This is a genomic window from Geobacillus thermoleovorans, assembly GCF_001610955.1.
Taxonomy (GTDB): domain Bacteria; phylum Bacillota; class Bacilli; order Bacillales; family Anoxybacillaceae; genus Geobacillus; species Geobacillus thermoleovorans.
Map to the genome: position 1 here is coordinate 3183861 of NZ_CP014335.1, position 26343 is coordinate 3210203.

Here is a 26343-nt window from a genome sequence, read left to right on the forward strand (position 1 = left end):
TTACTCCCCCGCTTCCTCTGCCTCCATGAGTTCATCAAGTACGCGGTTGATCGCAGATGATGCTTCATCGATCGCTTCGGCCTGTATGAACTGTAATTCATTATCAATAATGCTTCGATAATGGAATTTCCCTCCTTCACTCTCTAGCATGTAGGCCTTTAACCGCTCTGGAGAAAGGCGCAGCTTTCGGTCCACAATTGGATGCACACGTTGATCCAGTTTGTTTCCGATTTTGGCAGCGTACAAATAAATATTAAAAGCAGACAAAATGTACGGGCTATGAGTCGTAATCACGAGCGTACTATTCGTCACATTCAGCAACAACGCAAATAAGGCAACCATTTCTTTTTGTGCGTTCGGATATAAGTGTGCCTCGGGTTCTTCAATCACCATAAACACTCGCTGCCGTTCCAGAATGATTGTAAATATCAGCAGCAAAATCCAAACGACTTCCTGTTGTCCAGAAGATGAAAATTTCAGTTTTGTATACTCTCTTTCATTAAAAAAAATCCTTTCCCCATAATCAGAGAACATGTATTTCCCTTTCATCACGCCTTCGATCATCTTGATGGCCAGTCGGATTGCCTCAAAGTCAATTTTTTCTGTCGAGAATTTTTTTCGATCTTCGATGATTTCCTCAAACGAATGCGAAAACATCTTCTTTAGTAGATTAATTCGCTCGATAAACTGTTCTGTCAACACATCGAGTTGCTGCGGGTTAATATCCTGAAGCTGATCCGACAATGTGGCAACTAAACTCCTCCCTGCAGGGATAAAAATGGGTGTTTTGGAATCGCCGAATACCTCAGTGATCGCTGCTTTGACCTTTTCTAACACATTTTGTTGACGCACTTTCCACGAGGAGACATTCCAAAAATCATCCAACTGTTGTTCTTCATATTGCATTTCCTTTTTCATCTGCACAACATGTTTAAAATTTTCCTGAATCTCCCGTTTTAGCGGATCGCTGAAATGGATTTGTACATAACCGTCCTTTAAATCAAGACGGACAAACTTTTCAACATCATACTCATAACGAATATGAAACGGTTTCATATGTTTGGTTGTGCCAAAGTACCCAACAAATTTTCTCCGAAGACGTTTATTGAACTCAAAAAATGGGTTGTTTTCTTCCGTTTGACGTACTGAAAGCAAATAGTTTACCCATTCATCAGGAATCGATTGAAAGAAAAAAATCAATTTGCTGATCGTACTTTTTCCGCTCGCTTGGGGGCCAATCAAAACGGTAACATCCGTGATCTCCTCATCAAACAGCTTCACAGGACCAAAATGTTCAATCCGTATGCGCGCCACATCCTACCCTCCTTTTTTGTCTTCATCTTCTGAAAAATTTGATTAGTTGTTCTTCGATCCCTTCGCCTCTGCCACCACCCGCTCCAAAAACGAAAGCAAGTCATCCCGCAGCTCCTCGTTTTGCAAGGCAAACTCAATCGTCGTTTCGATAAAGCCGAGCTTTTCGCCGACATCGTACCGCTTTCCTTCAAATTCATAGGCAAACACGCGCTGAATTTCATTCAACCGCCCGATCGCATCGGTGAGCTGAATCTCCCCGCCTGCGCCGGCTTCCTGTTTCTCTAAAAACAAGAAAATTTCCGGCGTCAACACGTAGCGGCCGACGATCGCCAAGTTCGACGGCGCTGTGCCCGGAGCTGGTTTTTCCACGAAGCGGCGCACTTGGTAGCGCCGGCCTTGCTGCTCGAGCGGGTCGATGATCCCGTAGCGATGCGTTTCTTCCTCCGGCACGCGCTTGACACCAATCACCGAGCTGAACGTTTGTTCATACTGCTCAATGAGCTGTTTTAAACAAGGCTTTTCCGCCTGGACGATATCATCGCCCAACAACACCGCAAACGGCTCGTCTCCAATGAAATTGCGCGCGCACCAAACCGCATGCCCGAGCCCTTTCGGCTCTTTTTGGCGAATGTAGTGGATGTCCACCTTCGACGGCTCTTTCACTTTCTCAAGCAGATCCAGCTTCCCTTTTTGCTTGAGCATCTGTTCCAGCTCAAACGCGTAGTCAAAATGATCCTCAATCGCCCGCTTCCCTTTCCCGGTGACGATAATAATGTCCTCAATGCCTGAGGCGATGGCTTCTTCGACAATATATTGAATCGTCGGCTTATCAACGATCGGAAGCATCTCCTTCGGCATTGCCTTCGTCGCCGGCAGAAACCGCGTCCCAAGCCCGGCCGCCGGAATGATCGCTTTGCGTACTTTTTTCATCTCCGATGGTTCCTCCTCTATCCGATGATCATCTGTTCTTTCGAGTCATGGCCAGTGTCTTTCATTGCCCAGCCGCAAACCGCTCTGCCGACCTGACCGATGAATCGGCGTTGTTTTTATTATACCAAATCCTGTTGAACGGAAAAGAAACGAAACGACGCAATGAACGTTGAACGCTCTCCCACCTGCGCTCACGGTATGTTCGCGGCAAACCAAAAAAGAAACGCCCGGCCATCCAGGCGTTTCCGTTCTTACACCGCAACGTGCGGGCAACTTCGCTTTCATACTTTCACAAGCGAATCCAAAATCTCGTCCAGCTTCAGCTCGACGCACGCCATCGACGTATCGGCGGCGCCGTAATACATTTTCACAACATCGCCGTCAACAAGCGCCCCGCATGAGAACACGACGCGGCCGAAAAAGCCGTTCACCTCATAATCCGCTTCCGGCTCAACAAGCGGCCGCTCCGAGCGGGCGATAACTTTTGCCGGGTCGTTCAAATCGAGCAGCACCGCCCCCATGCAATAGCGGTGGTCATCCGACGCCCCGTGGTACAACTCGAGCCAGCCGTGCTCCGTTTTGATCGGCACCGCCCCGCCGCCGATGCGGGCGCTGTCCCACTTTCCTTCGCGCAGACCGAACAAAAAGCGGTGATTCCCCCAATGAAGCAGATTCTCCGACTCCGCGATCCACACCTCGGGGCGGCCGTTGCTTCGCGGCACTGGGCGATGGAGAGCGTAATATTTGCCGTTGATCTTCTCCGGAAAAATGAGCACATCTTTATTTTCCGGAGCGAAAATCATGCCGTGGTGCGTCACCGTCCGGAAATCCGTTGTGGACACCATCGCCTCGCCGACTCCTTTTGGTGAGACGGCGCTGAAATAAATGTAATACGTGCCGTCAATGTACGTAATGCGCGGATCTTCAATACCAAATGTCTCGAGCTCATTCGATGGATAGACGAACGGGCGGTCGTCGATCGTAAACCGCCGCCCGTCTTGACTCCGGGCGAGGCGCAAATAGGAGAGCGACGTCAAATACAAAAACCGCTCCGCCCCCGCCTCTTTGATCACCCGAGGATCGGAAAAATCATAGCGCGGATCGTCTTTGCGAAATTCGTAAACATCGACCTTCCCCGTCTCTGGGTTCCATACCGGTGCTTTCACGATGTTCGGGTCATCCGACACGGGGCGCTCCGCCACCCGAAGAAGCAGCAACACTTCCCCTTGAAATTTCGCCACCCCAGCGTTAAACGCCCCGATCACTTCAAACCCGTCGTGGTGCGGCGGCACATCGTTCGGTGTAATCAGCGGGTTTTCTTCGTAGCGGTAAAGGTGCATCGTCACCCCTGCCTTTCGTATTTCGTAAATGGATCAACGATTGTTAGTTTTTGCGCTTCTGCGTCACTTGTTCCAGCGTAAAAATCGGCCGTGCCGTCCCCTTTGCGAATCAGTCCGCCGCTAAACACGACATCCGCCAAATCCGGACGCTTCGCCGGGCCATCGAGGAAATGGGCTCTTGTGGCGATCAACTCCATGTCCGACGCTTCCCCCGTATCTGGATTGAACGCAAACACCATCGGATAATAATGACGGTTCCGCTCCTGATCGAAACAAGCGATATGGCCCAAGACGCCGACGAGCCCATTGCCAAGCAAATGCACTTCGTTGGCGCCTCCCCATTCTTCATCGGCAAATTGGCCGTCAATCAATGGGGCATTCTCAATCGCCTCCACCGTCAACTCATCGAGCGCACCGATGCGGGTGAAGCCGATTTTTCCGCGTCCGCCTTTTGCCCCTTGCGGACGGGTGAAGACCCCAACCGACCCATCCCGAAGCTCGACAAGACGAATGTCTTTCATCCCGTCGGGACCGGTGAAAAAAGGCGCCAATTCCTTGATCGTGTTTCCGCGGTACAACACCGTCCGCCAATACAACTTCCCGTGAAGCACGGGATGCGGAAACGTCTCCACCCCCCCAAACACAAGATGCCCGTGCACCCGCGAAACAAACGGATCCTGCAAGGCAAACACCGGCGCCCCTTCCCGCGGCACCCATGTCCCTTCACGCTCGACGAAAAAGTAGACTTCGGATTGCTCGCTGTCTCTTGCCTCCACCCGTCCGGCAATGACCCACTCGCCATCGTCTTCAAACGGCGCGGAAATGTTGTACACATCCCGCCCCCCAACGCCGGCAAACACGAGCTTCTCCACCCGAAGCGGCTGAGGAGCACGCTGAAATTCCTCAAGCAGTGTCTGGCATGTTTTCATCGTCGGCGTCCTTGTCTGCATCACGTCTCTCCCTGCTCCCTCTTCCTATCATGATGTTTTTATTATTTTAATATGAACTGCATGCCTTCTTTAAAATTCTTGCTAAACAAAAGGAACAAAATCAAAATCGGCAGCGTGAGAAGCACTGAGGCGGCGTACATCGGCCCCGGATATCCGCCGTATGGTCCAAACATTTGCGCCAACAACACGTTTAACGTCAACATCTTTTCGTTATTCACAACAAGCATATCCCAAAGCAGTTCCACCCATCGTTCCATAAAAAGGAACAAGAAAATGATCGTCGTAATCGAGCGCGACATCGGCCAGACAATGCGGCGAATGATGGTGAAATGGCCCGCTCCATCCATCTTTGCCGCTTCGATCAATTCATCGGGAATGCTGCGGAAAAAGTTCGTGTACATAAAGATGGCCCACAAGTTGACGGCCTTCGGCAAGATCATCGCCCAATACGTGTTGTACCAGCCGAAATACCGGACGATCAGAAACAGTGGAATAAGCAAAATGATCGACGGATAAAACATTTGAAACAAAATCGCGTTGTTGACCCATTGTCTCCCTTTAAATTTCACTTTCGACAACGCATATCCAACCATCACGGCCGTCACAAGCATGAGCAGCGTTGACGCCGACGTGACGAGCAAACTGTTGAAAAATGCCCGAAGCCACGGCCGCGGCACGACATCTTCGCCGCCTTGAAACAGCCATTCATACGAGCGAAGCGTCAATGACGACGGAATGAGCTTTCGGTCGACCTCATTCCATGGGGCAAGAGAGCCTAACAACATATACCAATACGGAAACACCATGACGAACAAAACGGCAAACGCCAAAACATAAAGCAGTCCGACCTTCCATGTTTTACTCCCAGCCATGTTTGCCACCCCATTTTTCCAACACCTTGCGAAAGACGAAAATCGACGCAAAGGTGACGATCGAATTGATAATCGCGACCGCGGTTCCATAACCCGCATTTAATTTTTCAAACGCCTGGTTGTAAATCTCCAGCTGCCACGTATGGGTCGCATACTCTGGCCCACCGCCTGTCAACACATACGGTTCGGTGAAAATGCCAAACATCAAACCGACCGCCAAAATCGTCACGGTATAAAACGAAGGGTACAGCATCGGAATCGTCACGTGCCAAACCCGCTTCCAGCCAATCGCTCCGTCAATTTCCGCCGCTTCATACACTTCTTTCGGGATGCTTTCCAAGCCGGACAAAAACAATAGCGCATAATATCCGACAAACTTCCACGCCATCATGAGCGCAATGACAAGCGGAGCTAAGATGGGCGAGCCGAGCCAGTCAATATCCCAGCCCAACGCGTCCCGCAAAAATTGATTCAACGGGCTGTTGTAGGAAATGACGCCTTTGACGACAATCGACGACGCCACCCCCGACGCCAAATACGGCAGAAAATATCCGACGGCAAACAATCCTTTCCACCGAGGCAGATGGTGAAGAATCAGCGCCAAAAACAGCGAGCCGGCGATGACGATCGGCACAAACATCAACATAAACTTGTACGTCACCCAAAACGCCGCCCGCACGCTCGGACTCGAGAAGGCGTCAAGGAAGTTTTGCATTCCCACCGTCTCATATTCGGGAGAAATTAAATTCCAGTTCGTAAAAGCGAGATATAACGCCCAAAACAGGGGGATCAAAAAGAAAATAGCGGAATAGATAAGGTATGGGCTGGCGAGCAGCCAACCCACTTTTGCCGCATGTTTATTCATGTTATTTTAACACCCCATTGATCGCCTTTTCCATGTCCTCCCACGCTTTTTCTGGGGTTTTCTCGCCTTTGACGACCGGATTCAACGCCTCTTTGCCGATCAGCTCTTGAAGCTCAACCATTTTGGCGTTATCCATAGGCGGTATGGCATTCGGAACGTTTTCCGCATACAGTTTCAGCTGCGGATTTTGTTCAAAATAGGAGACAAACGCCTCGTTCGTCGACAAGTCGTCCCGCGCCGGCGGCAAGTTCGTTTCTTTCAGCCATTCCAAATCGTTTTGCGGATCGGAATACACCCATTTGACGAAATCGAACGCGGCTTGTTGCTGTTCTTTCGTCGCCGAAGCGTAAATGACCAGCCCTTTTGTATCGGCGAACGTTTTCGCCTGCGACGGGTCCATGCCATCAGGCACAGGCGGCATCGACAACACGTATTTCTCGTTAAACTTCATTTCCGGAAACTTCTCAGCCCAATACGGGAACGTCCACGGCCCTAAATCGGACATCAAGGATGTACCGCTTTCAAACGGATCTTTCGTCTCTTTCGTCAACACGAGCTGATTTTTGCTTAAATCAGCGAAGAACTGGAGCGTCTTCACACCCGCGTCACGATCCGCACTCAACTTGTTTCCATCGATGAAATGCGTCCCATTCGACGCCGCATTGTAAATCATGAAGAAGTCAAACCATCTCGCCCACCACGTCGGTTTGACCAAGTCGGCTCTCGCCCATAGAAACTTGTTCGGATATTTTTCTTTCAGCTTTTTGCCGACTTCCATGACTTCGCTGTACGTCTTCGGCGGAGCGTTATACCCCAACTCTTTCAGAATATCGATTCGCCAACCGAACAGCATGGCGTTGGAGTAAATCGGCAGCACATATTGATGCCCATCGGCGAACTTCCATGTTGAAATCGTGCTTTTCATTTGCCGTTTGCCGATTACATCATCAAACCCTTCAAATTGATCCAGCGGCACAATCGCCCGGCTGTCCGCCAGCTGTGCGGCAAACCCGCGGGAGATGTTTTCGGAAATAACCGGCGCATTTCCCGCCGCAATCGCCGACTGAATGCCCGCCTCCGAAGAAGGGCTTTCCGGCATCGGCGATACTTTGATTTTCACGTTTTGATGCTCTTCCATATAGCGATCCGCCATCTTCTTCCAGAATGCCTGCTGCGTCGGATTCGGCGCCGCCCAAAACTCAATTTGCACGGTTGATCCTTCCTTCTTCTGCCCCTGTTCATTCCCGGTCTGTCCTTGACAGCCTGTTCCCGCCACCGCAGCGGCAAGCAACAACGAAGCCAGTTTGAACCACTTGCGCTTTTTCATCGTCCATTCCCCCCTTGTATTGATGAGCAGGTGATTAAAACGCTTACATAAACAACCGCTTCAGACAACCCCTCTCCTTCCCGTGACAAACCATGGAGACGAACAATCTTGTTAGCTAAAAACAAATTTATGTAACGGTATTTTATAACATTACAATGACATTATTTCATGATTCAACGAAATAGTCAACTTCTTTCTTGCGGAAAAGACAAGAAAAAACCGTGAGTTTAGACGCAATTCATCAACTTGACAATCAGAAATTGTAACGTTACAATACCATTTCGTATATATTTGTTCCGAGGTGTTGAATGTCTTTCGTTTTCATAAGGGATGTACTTGAACTAGAGAAAGCAAGCAAACGCTGCGGAAGCGGAGCCAATCTTCAAGATTTCGATGTATACTTGTAATGATGGAAAACGAAAAATCGCAACGGCCGTCCTTGTCGGCGCCTCAAATCACCGAAAGGCAAAATAGCGAACAAGTGGAGGTAGCGAATGAAAAAACGCGTCACCATGCAAGACATCGCCGATCGACTGAACATTTCCAAAAACTCGGTCTCTCAAGCGCTGCGCGGCAAAGAAGGGGTCAGCGAAGAAACGAGGGAGCTTGTGAAGCGTGTAGCCAAAGAAATGGGGTATGAATATCCCGCCTCCCGCGCGAAGTCGCGCGGCAAACCGCCGAGGCAAATCGCCCTCATCGCCTCCGACCGCACGTTTTCGCTGAAATTTTTTGGCGAAATCTACTTAAGCATTGAACAGGAAGCGCTGTCACACGGCATGAAGCTGCACATCCAATCGGTGAACAAAGAACAAAAAGAACGGCTTCTTTTGCCTTCGTTCATCGAGGAAAAACAAGTCGACGGCGTGATCATCCTTTCCCACATCAGCACCGAGTACATCCAACAAATCGTCGCCACCGGCATCCCGACCGTCCTGGTCGACCATCACCATCCGAACATTCCAGCCGATGCGGTGCTGACAAACAATCGGTTCGGGGCGTATGTGGCCGTCCAGCATTTGTTGGAGCTCAACCATACTGACATCGCGTTTGTCGGCGACGTCAACTATTCGCCGAGCTATCAAGAGCGGTATGAAGGGTACTTATTGGCGCTGAAAGACTATGGAGTGAAACCGAACGAGGAGTGGATGTTCTGCCAGGCGCAAGAGGACGAAACGGTCATCGCAGGCTACATCCGCGAGCTGAAGCGGCAGCCGACCGCCTGGTTTTGCGTCAATGACGGGCTTGGCTTTTTCGTCAGCACCGGCCTGCAGCAGTACGGGCTAAAAGTGCCCGATGACGTTTCCGTCTGCAGCTTTGACAACGGGCAGCTGTCGCAAATCGCGACGCCGAAAATCACGACCGTCGACATCGACCTGAAGCGCTACGGCAAACGAGCGGTGGAATTGTTGCGATGGCGGTGGGACAACCCGAACGAACCTTTTCAGGAAGTGCTATTGTCTACGAAACTGATCAAACGGGAATCCACAGCAGCAAAACCAACGCGCTAGGGCGGGGCTGGCCTTTTGCCCCGCCTGTTTGATTTCCATTCACTTGAAGCCGCTTTGTTTCATTTCCTCAATCTCCGTCACAGGCAATCCGGTCAGTTCGTGAATCGTCTGCGCATCAAACCCTTTCATCAACATCCGTTTCGCAATGTGCCGTTTTTCTTGTTCCGCTCCCTCTTTGCGCCCTTCCTCCCGTCCTTCCTTTCGGCCTTGAATTTTTCCCTTTTGCTCGTACGAAATGATCAATTCCAGCACGCGTTCTTTTTCTTTCGTCTCCATTTGTTCCACCTCGCTTCGAAGCTGTTGTTCTTCTTCATCGGACAGCTTCACATACGTTTCAAAAAAGCCCATCAACAAACGCTGTCTTGCCTCGTCTAGCTCAAGACGCACCAACATGCGCAAAAATTGCTTTTTCAGTTCCACTCGTTCACTTTCAGTATACCCCATTTTGCTAAGCAGCGCAGCCGCCACCGGGTTGTCGGTGCGGATGAATTGGCGCCAGTTTTGCTTGCGCAACTCCACATGGAAAAAGCGAAAGTCAAGCACATCGCCAAACGGAAAGGAGAGCGTGAACAAAGAGGGTTCATCTCGGATGGCATCATAGCTGAAGACGGCAATCGGAATGATCGGAGTGCGGTATTTTTCAAACAAGCGGCTGAAGTAAAGAAACATTCTTTCTGGAAATGACGATTGAACGTACGCTTGGTTTTCTACGTGAACAATGATCAATCCGTCTTTTCCTTTGAACTTCGTCTCGACGAGCAGGTCAACGCGGTACTTCTCCCCAGCCGTTACGTCCGTAAACAGCTCTTCGGACAAAAACGACAAATGGTTGAAATCAATATGCTCGTGCATATCCGGAAAGAAGAGAAGCACAAATTCCTCAAAAAACGTCTGCAACAACTCCTTGAACAACCGGTCGTGATCGATCGCCATACATTCACCTCACACGAATACGTTTCGTATTCTCTTTTTCGACATCATCAAGCAAAATCCTGCCGATGGCACAAAAATGGCTGTCCCTTTTCGAGAAGAGACAGCCAAGACGCCGACCGCAATGTGAAGCCCCCTCCATTCCTGGATATGAATGTTTCGCCACTTGCACGCAAGGCCTAGAAGTGGGGGATTCCAAGGCTACTACATCCCCGCCTTCCTTCCGCCCTCCACCGCCTTCGCCCGGCGGAAACGGGCGATCACGTCATCCATCCCCCCGCTGCCGAACATCACGCCCGCGACGATGAAGAGAAAACCAGCCAACTGCATCCATGAAATCGGCTCACCAAGCAACCAGTGCGCCCCAAGCAACGAAAAGAGCGGATTGAGGTTGATGAACACCGCCGACTCAGCGGGGCCAAGATGTTGAACAGCCTGGTTATAAAACATATGGCCAAGCGCCGTCGCCACGACAGCCGAAGCAAGGAAAATGAGCCAAAGCGGCAACGTACCCTCTTTCAAACTCGATAGGCCGCTCGGCTCGAGCACGAGGCTTAAGACAAACAGCCAAAGCGACCCGAAGACGAGCATCCACCCTGTCATCACCCGCGCCTCGACCGTCGCCTTTTTGATCATAATGAAGCTGATCCCTTGCGCCAAGACGGCCAAAAAGATGTACACATCCCCGATTGACAAATGGCCGAGGCCGCCATCGCCGTTCGCGACGACAAACACGACGCCAAAAAACCCGAGCGCGATGCCAAGCAAACGAAACAACGTCGGCCGCTGTCCCAAAAACACGATCGCCAACAGCGCCGTCACAAGCGGCACCATCCCTAAAACAAGGCCCGCGTTCACCGCCGTCGTCCTCGCGAGCCCCAAAGCTAAAAAGAAGTGATGGGCCACCACGCTGAACAATGCGGCCAAACCAATCTGTTTCGCCTCATTCCAACTGACTTTTTGAAGCTTGCCGATCCCCCATAAAAACAAAAGCACGACCAACCCGGCCGTTAGAATGCGCAGCGCCGTCAACGCGACGGGCGAAAAATGCTCCACAAGAATTTTCAACGCCGTCACGTTCAAGCCCCAAGCAACCATAATGGCGACCAACAGCGCATAAATAAATGATTTCCGCATCGCTCTCTACCTCTCCTGCATCTCTGTTTTCAGCGGAACGGCAAAGGAAAAACGGAGCCCTAAACGCTCCGCCTTTTCACCCGCCTCCAAATAGGACAAACCACCGTTTCTCACGCTAGTGCATCATTTCCAACAACTTCTGCCATCCATTTTACTACACTCTGATGAATTTTTTGACTAAAAAATGCGGCCGTATGTCTATCCTGTGACACATGCCACGGCGCTTCCGCCCTTTCCCTGCCCATATCCGCCGCCCATCGTGCATATGGTATAACAGAGAGGAGAGGAGACCCCATGTTCCCACGCTACCGCCAAAAGACGATCCGAGCCAGGACTGGGGTGGCGGTTCTCACTGCCGTCGCCGTGTTGGTGGCGATCTTGTCTCTGTTTCTTTCGAACGAACGGAACGAGGCAAAGGAAATCGTTGACACGTTTTACCGCTACGAGCAGGCAGGGGATTTTGGCAGCTCTTGGGAGCTGTTTCACCCGCTTATGAAAAAGAAATTCCCAAAAGACGTCTACATCCAGCGCCGCGCCCACGTCTTTATGCAAGACTTCGGCGTCGAGACGTTCGACTACCGCATCGATGAGGTGGAAAAACTGTCGTCATGGTCGATGTCTGATGAGAACAAACCGCTTCACGACGTGTATCGCGTCCGCGTCATTCAGACGTTCCATAGCGCTTTTGGCGTGTTCGAAATCCATCAAGACGTCTTCGTCGCCACAGAAAAAGGGGAAAAGAACATTTTGTTCCCTTACCGCCCGTAACCCCCAACATCGATGCGGCCCCGATATCGACCGGGCGCCGCTTTCACCGCTCCTTCCATTCCTCGATGATCTCAAGCGTCCGATTAATGCCGACATTGTATATCAACAGCTTAAGCAAGTTTTCCCGCTCCTCTTTCGTAAAAAAGAGATCGCCGTCAATGATCTCAAGCGGGACAGGGGAGAGCTCGGCATACAGCTCATAATCAACCTTCTGTCCTTCCGGTTTTAGGACAAACGTTCTCATTCGCGCCATCCTCCTTTTTCACCTACACGTTTTGACAAGAAACACCCGTTAGGCAACGCTCCCTATCAAGTATAGACTAACGCACAGCGCGTTCATACGGCATTGGCGGCCGCATGCCATGCGCATGAGACTCTCTTCCCATTTGAGCAACCTTATTCGAATCTTCTCATACACTAATGTATCATCAATCGGAGCTATTTTCTCCATCCAGCGAAAAAAAGGAGCGAAATGCCATGTACAAACATATCGTCAAACGCGGGGAAACGATCGCCTCCATCGCCCGCGACTACCGCACATCTGTTGAGGCGCTCCTTCGCGCCAATGGTTTGACCGCCGCGTCCGTCATCTTTCCCGGGCAGGAGATCGTCATCCCCCACCTTCCGCCGAAAGGATCGATTCCCTACACGATCCACATCTCGATCAGCCGCCGCCAGCTGACGTTAAAACACCGGGGACGAACGATCCGCACGTATCCGATCGGCGTCGGCAAAATGGTCACCGCCACGCCTGTCGGCGATTTTGTCATCGTCAACCGCCAGCCGAACCCGGGCGGTCCGTTCGGCGCCATGTGGCTCAGCTTATCCAAAGTCCATTACGGCATCCACGGCACGAACGACCCGTCCTCGATCGGCAAATACGTATCCAAAGGCTGCATCCGCATGCACAACAAAGACGTGCTCGAACTCGCCTCCATCGTTCCGAACGGAACGGAAGTGTTTATCCGGCCGTGAGGGCAAAACAGCGTCATTCATCCGTCTGTTCTGAGTCACAACCCGTTTTATTTTTCAAGAAGATGTCATTCACTCCCACCGAACGAACACCGTGTTTCCGCTCACGATGGCAGCTGACAATCGATCGGGCAAGTAGTATAATTAGGTCAAAAGCGAATGGAGTGAAGACGATGCCAGGCGGGATCTCGCATCACGCCAAAGACATTTTGTTCAAGTCGCTGAGCGCATTGTACCAAAACCAAGCCCTCGATGTATACGGACTTCACGGACTCCCACGGATCAAAGCACTGCTTCCAAACGAATTTCCGTCTGTACGGGCGGATGAACGGCGCGCCGACACCGTGTTTCTTCTCGAAGACGATTCCATTTTGCTTCTCGAGTACGAAAGCAATGAACGATTTCTCGACAACCATTTAAAGTATCTTGATTATGCCTGCCGCATCCTTCACACATACTATCAACAGGAAAAACGAATACGCCCGATTCGCATCGTTGTGATCTACACAAGCGATGTCACGAGCGCCCGCGAACAGCTTGACGCCGGCGATGTGTTTCTTTCATCCAAAGCGGTGTTGCTTGGCGAATTCAACGGCGATGCGATTTTCCATGCCATTGAAGAAAAAGTCCACAACGGCGAACCGCTCACTCCGGAAGAAACGATGAAACTCATCCTCGTGCCGCTCATGCACACCCGCTTCGACCGGCAAACGATGATCGAAAAAACGATCGAGCTGGCGAAAGCGATCGGCGACGAACCGAAACAGCTGCACATCATCGCTGGCGTTCTGACCGCTACAGACAAATTCATCGACCGGTCATACGCCGAAAAAGTAAAGGAGTGGATCAAAATGAACAAAGTGTTTCGCCTGTTAGTCGAAGAACTTGAACAAGAAAAAGAAGAAATGTTGAAGAAAGTGATGCAGGAAAAAGAACAAGCAGTGCAAAGAGCGATACAAGAAAAAGAACAAGCAGTGCAAAGAGTCATGCAAGAAAAGGAGCAGGCGATCAAGCAAACGGAAAAACGGAAGGCCATCGAAATCGCCAAAAATTTGCTTGATGTTCTTCCCATTCACGAGATCGCCAAACGAACCGGCCTGACCGTCGCCGAAGTCGCCGACCTAGCGAAGGAAATGGACAACGATCAGCCGCCGATCCAATAGCGCCAAAGAGCCGCAACCGTGCGGCTCTTATCACTGGTCTTTTCCCTATGGCTCTTGGCGTGTGGAACAAGCAACAGTCGGACTTTTCCCTTGGCCTTTGGCCGCCAAAGCGAGCGCACTTCCCAGTGTGTCAATCCCTCTACTCGCCGCTTGCCAATCGCTGACGGGCTTCATCCGTTAACAACAAATACGGACGGCGTTTCCCCTCCTCCTGGCGCACCACTTTCTCCGTCCACGGGTGAAGCAAAAACAGCCCTAACTTTAGACGGAATTCCGGGTCCACCATTTTTTTCCGCACGCCATCTTCATGGGCGATGAGCTTCTCAATCACATTGACCATCGCCTTCTTGCTTAGAAACACATCCTTCTCCTTCGAACTCAATCGCACAATAACCCCCTCATCGGAAAACGAAACAACGCGAAACGCTTCCTTCCCTTTGAACGTCGATACCATTTTTCCTTCGTACAGCTTATCCAGCAACGACTTCCACATTTCCTCCGCAAACAGCCGTTGGTTCATGCCCTCTCCCCAACGATAACAAGTGCCTTTTTCCGTCCCCCTACCCCTGCACAGCTTCCGATCCAAACGAACTTCGCATATCGGCCAGTTGCACCGCCAGTTTTTCCAATTCATAAATATTCTATTTCCATTTGTCTGCTGTCCAGCAGCCAATGTATCTGTTCCTGTTTTTCCACCAAGTTTTCCCCCTTTGATCTCCCTGCGAATACGTCGTTCCAAGGCATTTGTTCCTTTTCCTTGAAACTTGAAATATAAACCAAAACCTCTCCCCTACAACATCCTCCCGTCCCGCTCACTCCACTTTCTTACCCATCACCCGCTCGATCATCGCAAGCAGAGCCAGCCTTCTTTTTTCAAAAAACTGGTCAAAATCATCCGCTCTTATCGATGCCACATCAATGACATGCGTTTGCAGGATGTCATCCAACACCGCTGCCGAAACGCCTTTCCTCTCCTCTAGTTTCTTCAAATATACACTTGGAGCATCACGGCCAATCATCCGATTCGTTTTATAGGACAATGGGGTTTTATTCATAATGCAATCGTACTTCGCTTTCTCAATCCCCCGTTTTTCGCAATAGTCACGAGGGAAAATATGGTGAATATCAATCGATTCGCCGTAATACGTCTGAATATCGATCGGCACCCCAGATAAGAAATCCCGCGCCCCTTCCCTCATGAGCAATGCGTGCAACCCTTTATAAGCGGCGCTGTTTCGCGTGCGCAGCGTGAAGAGGCGATCAGCGGCGAAATGGGCATCCCGCACCGTCGTCGGCTCCGCACCGCCGCGAATCCATTCGACGACTTCCACCACGTCACGGGCAATCCGCGTCTCCGTCGCTCCTCCATACAATTCACCCAATACACCGCACCAATACCAACGGGCGATTCGGTCACGGACACAAACATTGTGCGCCTCTTTTCCCAGCTCGACAAAAATGGCCGCCAGCGGGATCAACTGGGTGCCGTACGGCAAGTCGCGCGCGGAAAACACATGTTGCTCATGCAAAAATTGAGCCGCCTGAATAAACCCTTCCGTCACCCGATCCGCCCATCTTTGGTAATCCGCCAACGTCAACTGCAAGATGTCGCGCCGCTTGCAGCTGACCGCCACGCCGTCCCCCGCTTTTCGTCGATTGTACGTGGCCAACAACGCAACTGCCTGCAGGAAGTCGGTGCTGCTGATATCGGCCAACACTTTGTTGTAAATTTCTCCAGATCTCTTTAATTTTGCTTCCTTCTCTTCCCAATCATCCCTCAGCTTGAAATCTTCCGCCGCAAATGTGGCGGTAAGAAGCTCGAAGACGGTCAGAGAGACGCCCCCCGTGTTTACATTCTCAAAAACTTGGCAAACCGCCTCTTTCGGAGTCGGCTTCCGAAGCATAATAACAGGCACTTGATATTGCTGAAAACGGGGAAATACGTCCGTCATCAACTTTTGCCACTTCAATGACCGTTCCGCAATTTTCGTTGAATCCGAAAAATAGCGCGTCTGCCACGCCAACAACCCCGCAGGATCGAAAAGCAAATTCACCGGAAGCATTCCCGCTTCGCATTCTTTCTCCAAGTCAGAACAATCAAGAACAACCCTCCCTCCCGGTCCGCGAATGATCCGGTCTTCCGGAACACTGACGATCGTCTCTTCTCGGTCGACGTTCGGATCTAACATTTTGTCAATGTCAATATAGTAGAACCGTTTGATTGCCTTGTCCCTCTTGTCTCTCGTCGCTACAGGCGCTTTCAATTTCAATGATTGAAACAACGCTGTCAGCCGCTGTTGACCGTCAAGAATCAGCCGTTCCGGCTCAACTTGGTTCAAGTATGGCCCCCTTCGATCGGCCTTGAGGCAAAACGGACATTCGGATTTCCCGTCTGGAGCATCATCACCGCACCGATCGGATAAGAGAGAGAAACACTGATCAACAAATTCCGAATCCGCTCGTCATCCCAAACCCAGCCTCTCTGAAAATCAGGAAGCTGTGTTCGACATTCCTGAATGCTCTCAAGCAAATCAAGCAAGCTTTCTACCGTACTGTCAAACGTCGTCATCGTGCTCATTTCCTTCCCCTCATTTCATGAAAAGCCCCACACTTCCATACGATTCAACAATCGACCAATATTCCATCATCCAATGCATATTCTCACTGCTTTCAAAAAAACACTTTATTCTTTCGACAATGGTATTCTTTTTCCTCCTCCTGCCGCGAAGCATTTGGCAGAAACATCCCCCAGCCAAAGAAAATCTGCAGTTGAATATAAACTCAAAATATTGTATATTTATAAACACACATTGCCGATTGAACGCGAGGGATCCAAATGCAAATCGACCATGCCGTCACGAGTGATGTCAAAGAAATGCACGCGCTCATCCAACACTATGCGAAAAAAGGGCTGGTGCTGCCCCGCTCGCTGCTATCCATCTATCAGCACTTGCAATGCATGTATGTCGCCAGGGAAAACGGCCAAATCGTCGGCACTGCTGGGTTGCATATCTTGGGGCACGATCTCGGGGAAGTGCGTTCGCTAGTCGTATCTCCTGACCATATGGGGAAAGGAATCGGCCGCCTGCTCGTCCACCATATTGCCGACGAGGCGGCCAGACTCGGGGTGAAGCGGTTAATATCCTTTACTTACCAAGTCGAGTTTTTTCGAAAATGCGGGTTTGAGATCGTAGACAAATCAACACTGCCGGAAAAAGTGTGGATTGATTGCGTCAACTGCCCGAAACTGGACTGTTGCGATGAAACGGCGATGGTGAAATACATTTGATCCTCCTCCCACCCGAATGGCGGGGAAGGGGGGAGATCCCTTGGAAAAACCTTTTCCCTTCGCTGTTTCGTTCTCCATACCCTTAACCAGAAAAGAGAATTTTCGAAACTGGCAAGCCATCTTTTTTATGCCTTGAAGTTCCGCGGCTGCGCAGAACGATTGCGTTCGTTTTGCATAAAAAATCAGCCCCGCACCCATTCAGGAGGAGATGATGCGCGTTTGTTTCAATTGTTCAATCAAATTGTTGCACCTCATATTTTGCAACCTTTGCATAATATACAAAAAATAACTAAAATATTCGCATAAAATCAAGTCCTAATGTTTATGTCAAATACGGCTCCCATCCAGTGCACTTAAGCTCTAGAAAATAGAACCGCTTTGCCCCCGGCTCATGCGCCCCAGCCGCATTAAAGCAGCGAAGGATGATATAGTTGAGTCCATGCCAGAGGCAAAATCGGCCGAAACTAATGGATTTGTTCGTTAATCATATGAAAATTAATATTCACCGGTATAAACTTCTTTATACGCTCAATATCCCGCTTCTTGTAGTCCATAATCACAATGCCAGTAATGACCTCATCCTCTTCAGAAAGCCGGATAAACACACCAGGAGCTGCTTCGTCATCGTACGACACTTTTGGTTCGCCCAAATAAATATAAAGAACATCGTGATCATAGTCATAGGAGTATTTAACGTTTTCCTGTAAATTTTGGACGAACATAAATCGCACCTCCTGTCTCTTGGTTTAACCTGCTTTTGGCGATGACGGTAACAACGTCACCATACGCTTCATCTTCATGGTCGACAATAACGACCAATGCCTTTAGCGACTTAAACTTAGGCAATTGCACAAGATCTATATATTTTTGTCTTGTATCATGCTGATCGTCCGGATTATTTGGCAATATAAAACAAGGATCTTGAATGACGCTCTTGACCATATCTTCTTGGCCTATAAACTCTTCCCTTGTATGATCCCCGCCAATAATATGATAATTCCATGTTGTGCTTTTAAGCCGCACCTCTCTGCCTAGAGGGTCCTCAGTTATAAATATGTAGTCTGTATTGATCTTGTTACCTTCCATTATTGCTCACTCTTCACACCAATAATACCTAATTGCGAAAGTTCCTGAATCTTTTCCTCGCTTGGCGGGGAAGGGATTTCACCGAATATCTCTTCATACTGCTTAATGTAATTCAATAACAAATAGGCAAATTGTTTGGCGTGTTGTGGGCTCATAGTAACCTTTCCGAGGTATATATTCTCATCGGGCGATTGCTGTTGAAGATTAAGGATAATATCATGAAGACTCATACTTAAACTAATGGAATTACAATAAACATTGAAGGGTCTCTTTTCCATATTCCCTTCCATATACCTTTCCTCTCCCTTTTAAAAACGGTATTGTAATTATATTTTACACCTTAAAGAATTTTCTTGCACTCATTTCATTAGGGAAACCGCTGTATATAGAAAATGCCTATAAATAAACCGCCCCACCAAGGGGTGGCCTAATCATCGTCCTTTCCGCTGATGCCATTTCCACGCGCTTTCGATGGCTGACAAGTGACAGGCAGCCTCACCCCCTCACAAATTCAGCATATTTTTTCTTCCGCTCTGTTTTTGTGCCTGAAAAGTAATCTAATAATGCATCCATATTCATAAATTTCGGAGGCAGCGATTTGGGATGCATATACAAATAAAAACTACTCCATCGGTAAAGTTCCGGCGCATGCACCATATGAGCTTCTACAGGATTGAGATGAATATATCGACTCACTTCCAACATTCCGCTGTCATTGTCAATCAATTTACCATAATAACGCTTTTCAAATACATGTCCCGTCAAACGATAGCGAGTATTATAATAATTCGCATACCGTTTGTTCATGAGCGCCATGACTTTCGAAATCGGCTCCTGTTTTGAGCGCAGCTGCAGGTGAAAGTGATTCGTCATAAGGCAATATGCGGCTATTTCAAAAGGGATTTTTTCGTGAAGCTGGTGGAGGATATGGAGAAAAGCGAGAAAATCATTTGTTTCCTTGAATAGGGGATCACGCCGATTGCCGCGGCAAACGATATGATAAAACCGATGGGGCACCCAGATCCGCTTTTGCCGTCCCATTCTTTTTACCTCGCTGTTGCTTGTTGCTTCGTATATGTTTTCAGCCACCTTAGCGTCATCGCTTCCCAAAGCGATTCATCCGCTATCTCTTCGGTTCCCTTTAAATCGGAAATGGTCCTTGCCAGCCGAATGATTTTCGTTTGTACACGATTGCTCCATTGATGCTGGGATGCCCATTGCTGCAACAGAAGTTGCTGCCTTTTGGCAAGCGGGCTTTTTTCCATTAATAACTCAAAAGGAACACGCCCATTCGTTATTTCTTTTCCGTAACGTTCATATTGCTTTCTTCTTGCTTCTTCTACTCTTTTCCTTATGGTTTCCGAAGATTCCGAAACCCTCGTTTCTTTGGTGAAATCAATGACTTCCAATGATAATAAAACATCCATCCGGTCATAAATCGGTCCGGAAACACGATTTCGATACGCTTGAATTTGTTTCGGACTACATGTGCAATAGCGCGTTCTTGAGCCTAAATATCCACACGGACACGGATTCATCGCCCCAAGCAAAATAAAGTCCGCGGGATATGTCACCGTCGACGAAATACGGCTAATCGTCACTTTCCCCGTCTCTAACGGCTGGCGAAGCATATCCAGCGTCTTTTTCGCAAATTCCGCCATTTCATCGAGAAACAAAACACCGCGATGTGCCAGCGACACCTCGCCAGGCTTTGGGTGCGTTCCCCCGCCAATTAAAGAAACCGATGAAGCGGAATGATGCGGATGACGAAAAGGCGGATGGCCGCTCTCGATTTTTTCCCCTGCCAGCTGGTACAAACTGATCACCTCTAACTGCGCATCATGAGAAAGGCTCGGCAAAATCGTCGGAAACGTTTCCGCCAACAAACTTTTCCCGCACCCAGGCGGTCCAACCATTAACACGTGATGTCCGCCTGCCGCTGCGATCTCCAATGCTCGCTTTGCTTGATGATGGCCAATAATCGATTGAAAATCCCGATGATGCTTTCGCGGGGAGTTCGTAATTTCAGGAGTGCGAAAAGCTGGGGGTAACGAAAGAACACGTTGTCCTTGCAGATATTGCACCGTTTCTTCCAATGTCTGAACAAAGATACAATCGAGATCTTTCAAATGATGAAGCGGAAGTGTGGGATCATACGGAAGGTATACTTTTTGAAAACCGAGCTTCTTTGCCGCCAATATCGCTGGAAGCATACCATCCACCGGCTGAATCGTTCCATCCAACGATAACGAACCTAAAAACGCTGCATCGGGGGAAACCGGCGCTGTCAGCTTACCCATTGCCTTCAAAATCCCAATCGCCATCGCCAAATCAAACATCGGGCTATGCTTTTTCCGCTCCGGCGGAGACAAATGAACAACAAGCCTTTTATCAAAAAGTCGCACCCGAAAGCATAAAGCGAAGCAAGAACACGTTCCTTTGCCTCTTTCACCGACGCATCCGGCAACCCAACAATCACCATCGCCGCAATCCCCGGCACCTCCTGCACCTCCACCTGCACCCGATACCCTTCTAACCCCCTCAACCCAATGCTTAAAATCTTCACCGTCACTCATCCATCCCTCCCAATCACAGAACATTAGTTCTTATCCATCATTGTAATACCCTCCCATTTATCTTTCAATTACCAATATTTAGACAATTTTCGAGCGGTGACAGGCACCAAACCAAATCTTTATTCAGATAAAAATAACTAAAAATAAACCAACCGCCCCATCAAGGAACAGCTTGGCTTTCATGATTCTCTCCGCTGATGCCGTCTCCACGCACTTTCAATGATTTGTTCCAACGAATACTCCGCTTTCCAACCGAGTTCGTTATAAATCTTTTCCGCCGAAGCGACGAGGCGCGCTCGGTCGCCCGGGCGGCAGTCGGTGTATGCAACGACGGCTTTGCGGCCGGTGCGTTTTAGCCTTTTTAATGGATTTAGGGTGTTGCTGAAAAGGGAGCATACGAACACCTGGCTTACGCATCATGGCTCTTGAAGATGTGCTTCAACCGATCAACGAGCTCCTGCACCATATCCTTCGCCGTCATCTGTGCGGCCATCTCCCCACGTTGGCACGCTTCAAGCAAAATATGTTTCAATTGCTCCGTCCCCAAAGGTCTGTGCTGTTTCGCCTCCATCATCCTCACCCTCCAATAATAAAAAAATGCCTCTCGCAGCTTTTATGCCACAGGAGGCTTGTCTGTTATGCCCGTTTCACAGCACGCAGGAACACATCAATCACGCGCTGTTGTTCTTCAACGGTCATGCTTGACCCCGACGGCAAACAAAGGCCGTTGGCAAACAAGTCATCCGACACGCTCCATCCTTCCTCGTGCGGGTAATACCGCACTCCTGCAAACAGCGGCTGCAAATGCAGCGGCTTCCACACGGGACGGGCTTCGATGTTTTCCTCAGCGAGCGCGTTGATGATCTCCATTGGTGTCACACCCAGCACTTGTTGATCGATCGTTAACGCCGTCAGCCAGCGGTTGGACATCGTTCCCGCGAGTTCAGGCATAAAACGAATGCCTTCGATCTCCCCTAACGCCTGCACATAGCGGTCAAACACCGCCCGTCTCGCTTTTACCCGTTCGTCCAACACCTCGAGCTGCGCTCGGCCGATGCCAGCGACGATGTTGCTCATGCGGTAGTTGTAGCCCATTTGGCTATGCTGGTAATGCAAAGCAGGATCGCGCGCCTGGGTCGCCAAAAAGCGCGCCCTAGCCAGCGCGTCGACATCATCGGAGACCAGCATTCCCCCGCCGGATGTCGTGATGATTTTATTCCCGTTGAACGAGTAAATGCCGAACTTCCCAAACGTCCCGCTTTTCTTCCCCTTATACGTCGAACCGAGCGACTCCGCCGCATCTTCCACAACAGGCACGCCGTAGCGGTCGCAAATCGCCAAAATCTCATCCATCTTCGCGCTTTGACCGTACAAATTCACGACAATCACAGCCTTAGGAAGCTTCCCTTCCCGTTTCGCCCCTTCCATCGCCCGCTCCAATGCCCGTGGAGACATATTCCACGTCTCTGGTTCGGAATCGATGAAAACAGGCTCGGCCCCTTGATACAAAATCGGATTCGCGCTGGCCACAAACGTCAGCGAAGAACAAAACACCACATCCCCCTGCCCGACGCCAAGCAGCCGCAACGCCAAATGAATCGCCGCTGTCCCCGAACTGACCGCCGCCGCCCCTTTTGATCCAACATACGCCGCCAGCTCTTTCTCAAACGCATCAACGTTCGGACCAAGAGGGGCGATCCAGTTCGTTTCAAACGCTTCTTGGATGTACTTTTGTTCATTCCCGCTCATGTGGGGAGGGGAAAGGTAGATTCGCGGTTTATTCATCATTCTCTGTCATCCCTTATATTTTAAGATTAACTATCCCACATCGTAGTACTAATCTAGGAATCTCGTTGGACATCCAACAGCTTTCTTGAAATCAGGTATATCGCGTATGACCGTTGAACCCGCACCAATAATACTCCACTTGCCTACTTTGATTCCTGGTATAATGGTGGCAGACGCCCCGACATGAGTCCCTTCTCCAATCACCACATTCCCTGTCAACGTCGCATTAGGGGAAATATGAGCATAATCCCCGATGCGGTTATCATGTTCTACGATCGCCCCGGTATTAATAATGACATGTTTTCCAATCACCGCATGCGCATTGACTACACAGTTCGGCATTACAACCGTGCCTTCCCCAATCCGAGCTGACGGACTAATCGCAGCTGAGGGATGGATTAACGTCGCAAACATTTCATCGCTTACCTGAATGCACTTGGCGATTTCAGCCCGCACTTGGTTGTTTCCAATCGCTATGATCAACTTCGTACTTGGATTTCTGTCAATCATAGGAGAAACAGCAGAAATAGGACCATACACAATCCCGTTCCACTCATGCATTTCTTGATATTTGTCATCTAAAATCGCGGCGATTTGATAGCGGCCATCAGCGGCAATAATGTCTTGAACGACCTTGCTGTGGCCGCCTTCACCAATTACAATAATCCGATTCATTTCCATCATCCACTCTTTTGTTCTTTAGCACCCCTGAACTTTTCCATCGTGACATGTCCTTGATGGCTGATCCCTTCAGACTTAAGCACCTTCCACACGGTCAAAAAAAGAATTTTTAAATCCAGCCAAAACGACTGATGATCCACATACCAAACATCCAACTGAAACTTCTCTTCCCACGAAATCGCATTGCGCCCATTTACTTGCGCCCATCCTGTGATCCCTGGCTTCACCTCATGCCGGCGGGCTTGTTCGGGCGTGTACAGCTCCAAATATTCCATCAGTAACGGTCTAGGTCCTACGAGGCTAATATCCCCTTTCAACACATTAAATAGTTGCGGCAACTCATCGAGACTATACTTCCGAAGAAACTGACCAAACGGAGTCAGCCTTAGGTGATCAGGTAACAGCTCTCCGTTTTCATCCCGTTCATCTGTCATCGTGCGAAATTTATATAAATAAAAGGGTTTGCCATGCAAACCAGGGCGCTGTTGCTTGAACAGGACAGGGGAGCCCAGCTTCCAACGCACAAGAATGGCTATCACCGCCATGATCGGCGACAGCACAATGAGTGCCATAAGTGCAACGATGAAGTCAAACCCTCGCTTTAGAATAGACGATCCCCCCTCTGTCATCGCAATGGCAAGGTCTATTCCGTGACACGTTCATATCCATTCGGATTTTGCGACTGCCACCGCCAAGCATCGCGGCACATGTCTTCGATTCCCCGTGTCGCGATCCATCCGAGCTCCCTCTTCGCCTTCGTCGGATCGGCGTAGCACACCGCCACATCCCCTGGGCGGCGATCCACGATTTTGTACGGGATGTTCACCCCTGTCGCTCTTTCAAACGCTTCCACCACCTCAAGGACGCTGTATCCCCGCCCCGTGCCGAGGTTGTACGCCTCCACCCCCGTTGTCTCGAGAACCTTCTCCAATGCCTTTACATGCCCCAAAGCCAAATCGACGACATGAATGTAATCGCGCACCCCTGTGCCGTCAACGGTTGGGTAATCGTTGCCAAACACGCGCAGCTCTTTCAACTTCCCAACCGCCACTTGGGTAATGTACGGCATCAAGTTGTTCGGAATGCCGTTTGGGTCTTCTCCAATCCGCCCGCTCGGATGGGCGCCGATTGGATTGAAATAGCGAAGAAGGGCGATGCTCCAGCCGTGGTCAGACGCATAAAGGTCGCGCAACATTTCTTCAATCATCCATTTCGTCCGCCCATACGGATTCGTCGGCTGGAGCGGGAAATACTCCGTAATCGGCACCCGATCAGGCATGCCGTACACCGTCGCCGACGAGCTGAACACGATGTTCTTCACCCCGTATTGGCGCATGACGTCAAGCAACACCAATGTCCCCGTGATGTTGTTATGATAATAAAGAAGGGGAGCCGCCACCGATTCCCCCACCGCTTTCAATCCGGCGAAATGAATGACCGCCTCAATCGAGTGCTTGGCGAAGACTGCTTCCAGCGCATCCCGTTCCAACAAATCAGCCTGGTAATACGGAAAATCCCTTTGCGCAATCTCCTGAACCCGCCGCAGCGCTTCGGGCTTGCTGTTGGTGAATGAATCGACGACGACAATGTCATACCCTGCGTGCAACAGCTCCACGCACGTATGGCTGCCGATATAACCCGCGCCGCCAGTGATCAGAATGGCCATGTCAATTCCCCCATAAATTTATAATCACCTTTTATAAATACCGCGAATAAATCTCCTCCATTTCAGCAATCACATGATCTAAACCATACGGCTGAATCCGATCAAAGGAGGCCTGTCCCATCTGTTCCCGCAATTCTTTGTCATTGACTAGCCTCACAAATGAATCGACTAAAGAGCGGTCATCGCCTAAATCAACAACAAATCCATTTATCCCATGGTGTACCAAATCCCTTGAACCCCTTATATTCGTGACAACTAAAGGTTTCTTCGAGGCCATTGCTTCCATGAGGCATCGGGGCAATCCTTCGCGGAAGGATAATAGCGTTACAATATCCGAATCGGCTAAAATTGCCGGAACATCGCGGCGAAACCCTAAAAAATGAATGTTTTTTAATTGATTTTGTTTCACATACTTTTGGAGCTCTTCTTCTTTCTCACCCTTGCCCACAATCAAGCAATGAACATCGGAATGATGTTGCAAAATGTTTTTCCAATTTCTCAAGAGAAACAAATGGTTCTTATTATCGTTTAATTCAGCAATATATGCCACAACAACCTCATTCTTTTTAATGCCAAGCTGTTCGCGAACATTAGCATCTTGTTCTGCACCATATTGCTCAAGTAAAACACCCACTCCATGCGCAAAAAATAGGGATTCATTCTCTTTGAACCCCAATCGTTTACCATTCTCGTAATCTTCCCTATTGATGGTTATTAAACCATCAGTCCATCTTCTCGCTAGTTTTTCAGCCGCATAGTAAACCAACCAGTTGAGAATAGGCGCTCCTTTATAAAAATGAAAGCCATGAGCTGTATAAAGCACAGGCCCTTGTTTGCATTGTTTTGCTGTATATCTCACGAAAAACGATGCGACAGGGGTATGGACATGGATCAAATCAAAGGAATGTGTTTGAAACAACTTTTTCAATTCCTTTATCGCTCTGAAATTTGAAAGATCATAAGGGGAGCGCGAAAAAGAAATGTCCCAACAAACGACCCCCATCTCTTCGATTTCTTCTTTACGTCCGTGACCCGGGTTCGCGGCGGCGTGGACTTCATACCCTTTGTCTTGCAATAGCTTGATAAATGGCTTATGGAAGGCGGCTAAATGACCGTAGACAGTAGCGGAAAACAATACTTTCTTCTTCTCACCCATTGTCTATTCATCCATCTCTTTTCAT

The 26343-nt window shown here is 49.5% G+C and carries 28 protein-coding genes and 2 pseudogenes; 5 read left to right on the forward strand and 25 right to left on the reverse strand.

Going from position 1 to position 26343, the window contains the following annotated elements; translation table 11 throughout:
- The 7 genes from GT3570_RS16020 to GT3570_RS16050 all read right to left on the reverse strand — a co-directional run bounded on the left by GT3570_RS16020 (window position 1) and on the right by GT3570_RS16050 (window position 7598).
- On the reverse strand, window positions 1-1314 hold the full coding sequence (locus tag GT3570_RS16020; protein WP_011232738.1) for an AAA family ATPase: 1314 nt from the start codon (window positions 1312-1314) through the stop codon (window positions 1-3).
- 42 nt (window positions 1315-1356) lie between these two features.
- On the reverse strand, window positions 1357-2244 hold the full coding sequence (gene galU, locus GT3570_RS16025; RefSeq protein WP_011232739.1) for a UTP--glucose-1-phosphate uridylyltransferase GalU: 888 nt from the start codon (window positions 2242-2244) through the stop codon (window positions 1357-1359).
- A 281-nt stretch (window positions 2245-2525) separates the two neighbouring features.
- The gene (locus GT3570_RS16030; protein WP_062899014.1) at window positions 2526-3584 is read right to left on the reverse strand and encodes a BtaManbiosPhlase; all 1059 of its coding nucleotides are present in this window, start codon (window positions 3582-3584) and stop codon (window positions 2526-2528) included.
- 2 nt (window positions 3585-3586) lie between these two features.
- Entirely contained in the window at window positions 3587-4534 is a 948-nt protein-coding gene (locus GT3570_RS16035; RefSeq protein ID WP_062899015.1) for an MTP-1 family protein, read from the reverse strand.
- A gap of 41 nt (window positions 4535-4575) precedes the next feature.
- A complete protein-coding gene (locus tag GT3570_RS16040) occupies window positions 4576-5406 on the reverse strand; it encodes a carbohydrate ABC transporter permease (protein WP_062899016.1) in 831 nt (276 codons plus the stop codon).
- On the reverse strand, window positions 5393-6271 hold the full coding sequence (locus GT3570_RS16045) for a carbohydrate ABC transporter permease (protein ID WP_011232743.1): 879 nt from the start codon (window positions 6269-6271) through the stop codon (window positions 5393-5395). The genes GT3570_RS16040 and GT3570_RS16045 overlap by 14 nt, the downstream gene beginning before the upstream one ends.
- Window position 6272: 1 nt before the next feature.
- Window positions 6273-7598 carry an extracellular solute-binding protein gene (locus tag GT3570_RS16050; protein ID WP_014195126.1) on the reverse strand — a complete coding sequence of 442 codons (1326 nt, stop codon included), beginning with the start codon at window positions 7596-7598 and terminating at the stop codon, window positions 6273-6275.
- A 494-nt stretch (window positions 7599-8092) separates the two neighbouring features.
- On the opposite strand from GT3570_RS16050, the gene GT3570_RS16055 reads away from it, so the two are divergent.
- On the forward strand, window positions 8093-9106 hold the full coding sequence (locus tag GT3570_RS16055) for a substrate-binding domain-containing protein (protein WP_033012646.1): 1014 nt from the start codon (window positions 8093-8095) through the stop codon (window positions 9104-9106).
- 39 nt (window positions 9107-9145) lie between these two features.
- Here GT3570_RS16055 and GT3570_RS16060 read toward each other — a convergent pair whose 3' ends face one another.
- Complete coding sequence (locus GT3570_RS16060) at window positions 9146-10039, reverse strand: Rpn family recombination-promoting nuclease/putative transposase (protein WP_011232746.1); 894 nt, start codon at window positions 10037-10039, stop codon at window positions 9146-9148.
- Window positions 10040-10240: 201 nt separating this feature from the next.
- Window positions 10241-11173, reverse strand: coding sequence for a DMT family transporter (locus GT3570_RS16065; protein ID WP_011232747.1), 933 nt, complete (start codon window positions 11171-11173; stop codon window positions 10241-10243).
- 294 nt (window positions 11174-11467) lie between these two features.
- Between GT3570_RS16065 and GT3570_RS16070 the strand changes: the two genes are divergently transcribed.
- Window positions 11468-11941 (forward strand): hypothetical protein, encoded by a 474-nt coding sequence (locus GT3570_RS16070; RefSeq protein WP_062899017.1) that lies wholly within the window; start codon window positions 11468-11470, stop codon window positions 11939-11941.
- Window positions 11942-11984: 43 nt separating this feature from the next.
- Here the strand turns inward: GT3570_RS16070 and GT3570_RS16075 are convergent, their stop codons facing one another.
- Window positions 11985-12185, reverse strand: coding sequence for a hypothetical protein (locus GT3570_RS16075; protein WP_011232749.1), 201 nt, complete (start codon window positions 12183-12185; stop codon window positions 11985-11987).
- A gap of 233 nt (window positions 12186-12418) precedes the next feature.
- Here GT3570_RS16075 and GT3570_RS16080 point away from each other — a divergent pair, with 233 nt between their 5' ends.
- Together GT3570_RS16080 and GT3570_RS16085 are read left to right on the forward strand one after the other, a co-directional pair.
- Window positions 12419-12916 carry a L,D-transpeptidase family protein gene (locus GT3570_RS16080; RefSeq protein WP_062899018.1) on the forward strand — a complete coding sequence of 166 codons (498 nt, stop codon included), beginning with the start codon at window positions 12419-12421 and terminating at the stop codon, window positions 12914-12916.
- 170 nt (window positions 12917-13086) lie between these two features.
- Window positions 13087-14076 (forward strand): RpnC/YadD family protein, encoded by a 990-nt coding sequence (locus GT3570_RS16085; protein WP_062899019.1) that lies wholly within the window; start codon window positions 13087-13089, stop codon window positions 14074-14076.
- A gap of 139 nt (window positions 14077-14215) precedes the next feature.
- Here GT3570_RS16085 and GT3570_RS19210 read toward each other — a convergent pair whose 3' ends face one another.
- The 3 genes from GT3570_RS19210 to GT3570_RS19215 all read right to left on the reverse strand — a co-directional run bounded on the left by GT3570_RS19210 (window position 14216) and on the right by GT3570_RS19215 (window position 16654).
- Complete coding sequence (locus GT3570_RS19210) at window positions 14216-14596, reverse strand: hypothetical protein (protein ID WP_225995682.1); 381 nt, start codon at window positions 14594-14596, stop codon at window positions 14216-14218.
- Between the two features lie 292 nt (window positions 14597-14888).
- A complete protein-coding gene (locus tag GT3570_RS16095) occupies window positions 14889-16415 on the reverse strand; it encodes a GmrSD restriction endonuclease domain-containing protein (protein ID WP_318258049.1) in 1527 nt (508 codons plus the stop codon).
- A complete protein-coding gene (locus GT3570_RS19215; protein WP_318258050.1) occupies window positions 16412-16654 on the reverse strand; it encodes a GmrSD restriction endonuclease domain-containing protein in 243 nt (80 codons plus the stop codon). Before GT3570_RS19215 ends, GT3570_RS16095 begins: the two co-directional genes overlap by 4 nt.
- A 258-nt stretch (window positions 16655-16912) precedes the next feature.
- Here GT3570_RS19215 and GT3570_RS16100 point away from each other — a divergent pair, with 258 nt between their 5' ends.
- The gene (locus GT3570_RS16100; protein ID WP_062899020.1) at window positions 16913-17365 is read left to right on the forward strand and encodes an N-acetyltransferase; all 453 of its coding nucleotides are present in this window, start codon (window positions 16913-16915) and stop codon (window positions 17363-17365) included.
- Between the two features lie 464 nt (window positions 17366-17829).
- On the opposite strand, the gene GT3570_RS16105 is transcribed toward GT3570_RS16100, so the two are convergent.
- The 12 genes and pseudogenes from GT3570_RS16105 to GT3570_RS16150 form a co-directional block, all read right to left on the reverse strand.
- On the reverse strand, window positions 17830-18087 hold the full coding sequence (locus GT3570_RS16105) for a DUF2283 domain-containing protein (protein ID WP_062899021.1): 258 nt from the start codon (window positions 18085-18087) through the stop codon (window positions 17830-17832).
- On the reverse strand, window positions 18056-18451 hold the full coding sequence (locus GT3570_RS16110; protein WP_062899022.1) for a hypothetical protein: 396 nt from the start codon (window positions 18449-18451) through the stop codon (window positions 18056-18058). The genes GT3570_RS16105 and GT3570_RS16110 overlap by 32 nt, the downstream gene beginning before the upstream one ends.
- Entirely contained in the window at window positions 18451-18741 is a 291-nt protein-coding gene (locus GT3570_RS16115) for a DUF3467 domain-containing protein (RefSeq protein ID WP_021321464.1), read from the reverse strand. The genes GT3570_RS16110 and GT3570_RS16115 overlap by 1 nt, the downstream gene beginning before the upstream one ends.
- A 205-nt stretch (window positions 18742-18946) precedes the next feature.
- Window positions 18947-19492 carry a transposase gene (locus tag GT3570_RS16120; RefSeq protein WP_062899023.1) on the reverse strand — a complete coding sequence of 182 codons (546 nt, stop codon included), beginning with the start codon at window positions 19490-19492 and terminating at the stop codon, window positions 18947-18949.
- Window positions 19493-19497: 5 nt separating this feature from the next.
- Window positions 19498-21023 (reverse strand): annotated as a pseudogene (locus GT3570_RS16125) (YifB family Mg chelatase-like AAA ATPase).
- A gap of 183 nt (window positions 21024-21206) precedes the next feature.
- Window positions 21207-21380, reverse strand: a pseudogene (locus GT3570_RS18260) (GDP-mannose 4,6-dehydratase); the annotation flags it as partial.
- A gap of 56 nt (window positions 21381-21436) precedes the next feature.
- Window positions 21437-21598, reverse strand: coding sequence for a YwzD family small protein (locus tag GT3570_RS18820; protein ID WP_167552184.1), 162 nt, complete (start codon window positions 21596-21598; stop codon window positions 21437-21439).
- Window positions 21599-21663: 65 nt separating this feature from the next.
- Entirely contained in the window at window positions 21664-22815 is a 1152-nt protein-coding gene (locus GT3570_RS16130; protein WP_062899024.1) for a DegT/DnrJ/EryC1/StrS family aminotransferase, read from the reverse strand.
- A gap of 48 nt (window positions 22816-22863) precedes the next feature.
- A complete protein-coding gene (locus GT3570_RS16135) occupies window positions 22864-23496 on the reverse strand; it encodes an acetyltransferase (protein WP_062899025.1) in 633 nt (210 codons plus the stop codon).
- The gene (locus GT3570_RS16140; protein WP_062899026.1) at window positions 23496-24125 is read right to left on the reverse strand and encodes a sugar transferase; all 630 of its coding nucleotides are present in this window, start codon (window positions 24123-24125) and stop codon (window positions 23496-23498) included. The genes GT3570_RS16135 and GT3570_RS16140 overlap by 1 nt, the downstream gene beginning before the upstream one ends.
- A 14-nt stretch (window positions 24126-24139) precedes the next feature.
- On the reverse strand, window positions 24140-25162 hold the full coding sequence (gene galE / locus GT3570_RS16145) for a UDP-glucose 4-epimerase GalE (RefSeq protein ID WP_062899027.1): 1023 nt from the start codon (window positions 25160-25162) through the stop codon (window positions 24140-24142).
- Window positions 25163-25193: 31 nt separating this feature from the next.
- On the reverse strand, window positions 25194-26318 hold the full coding sequence (locus tag GT3570_RS16150; protein ID WP_062899028.1) for a glycosyltransferase family 4 protein: 1125 nt from the start codon (window positions 26316-26318) through the stop codon (window positions 25194-25196).
- Between the last annotated feature and the right edge of the window lie 25 nt (window positions 26319-26343).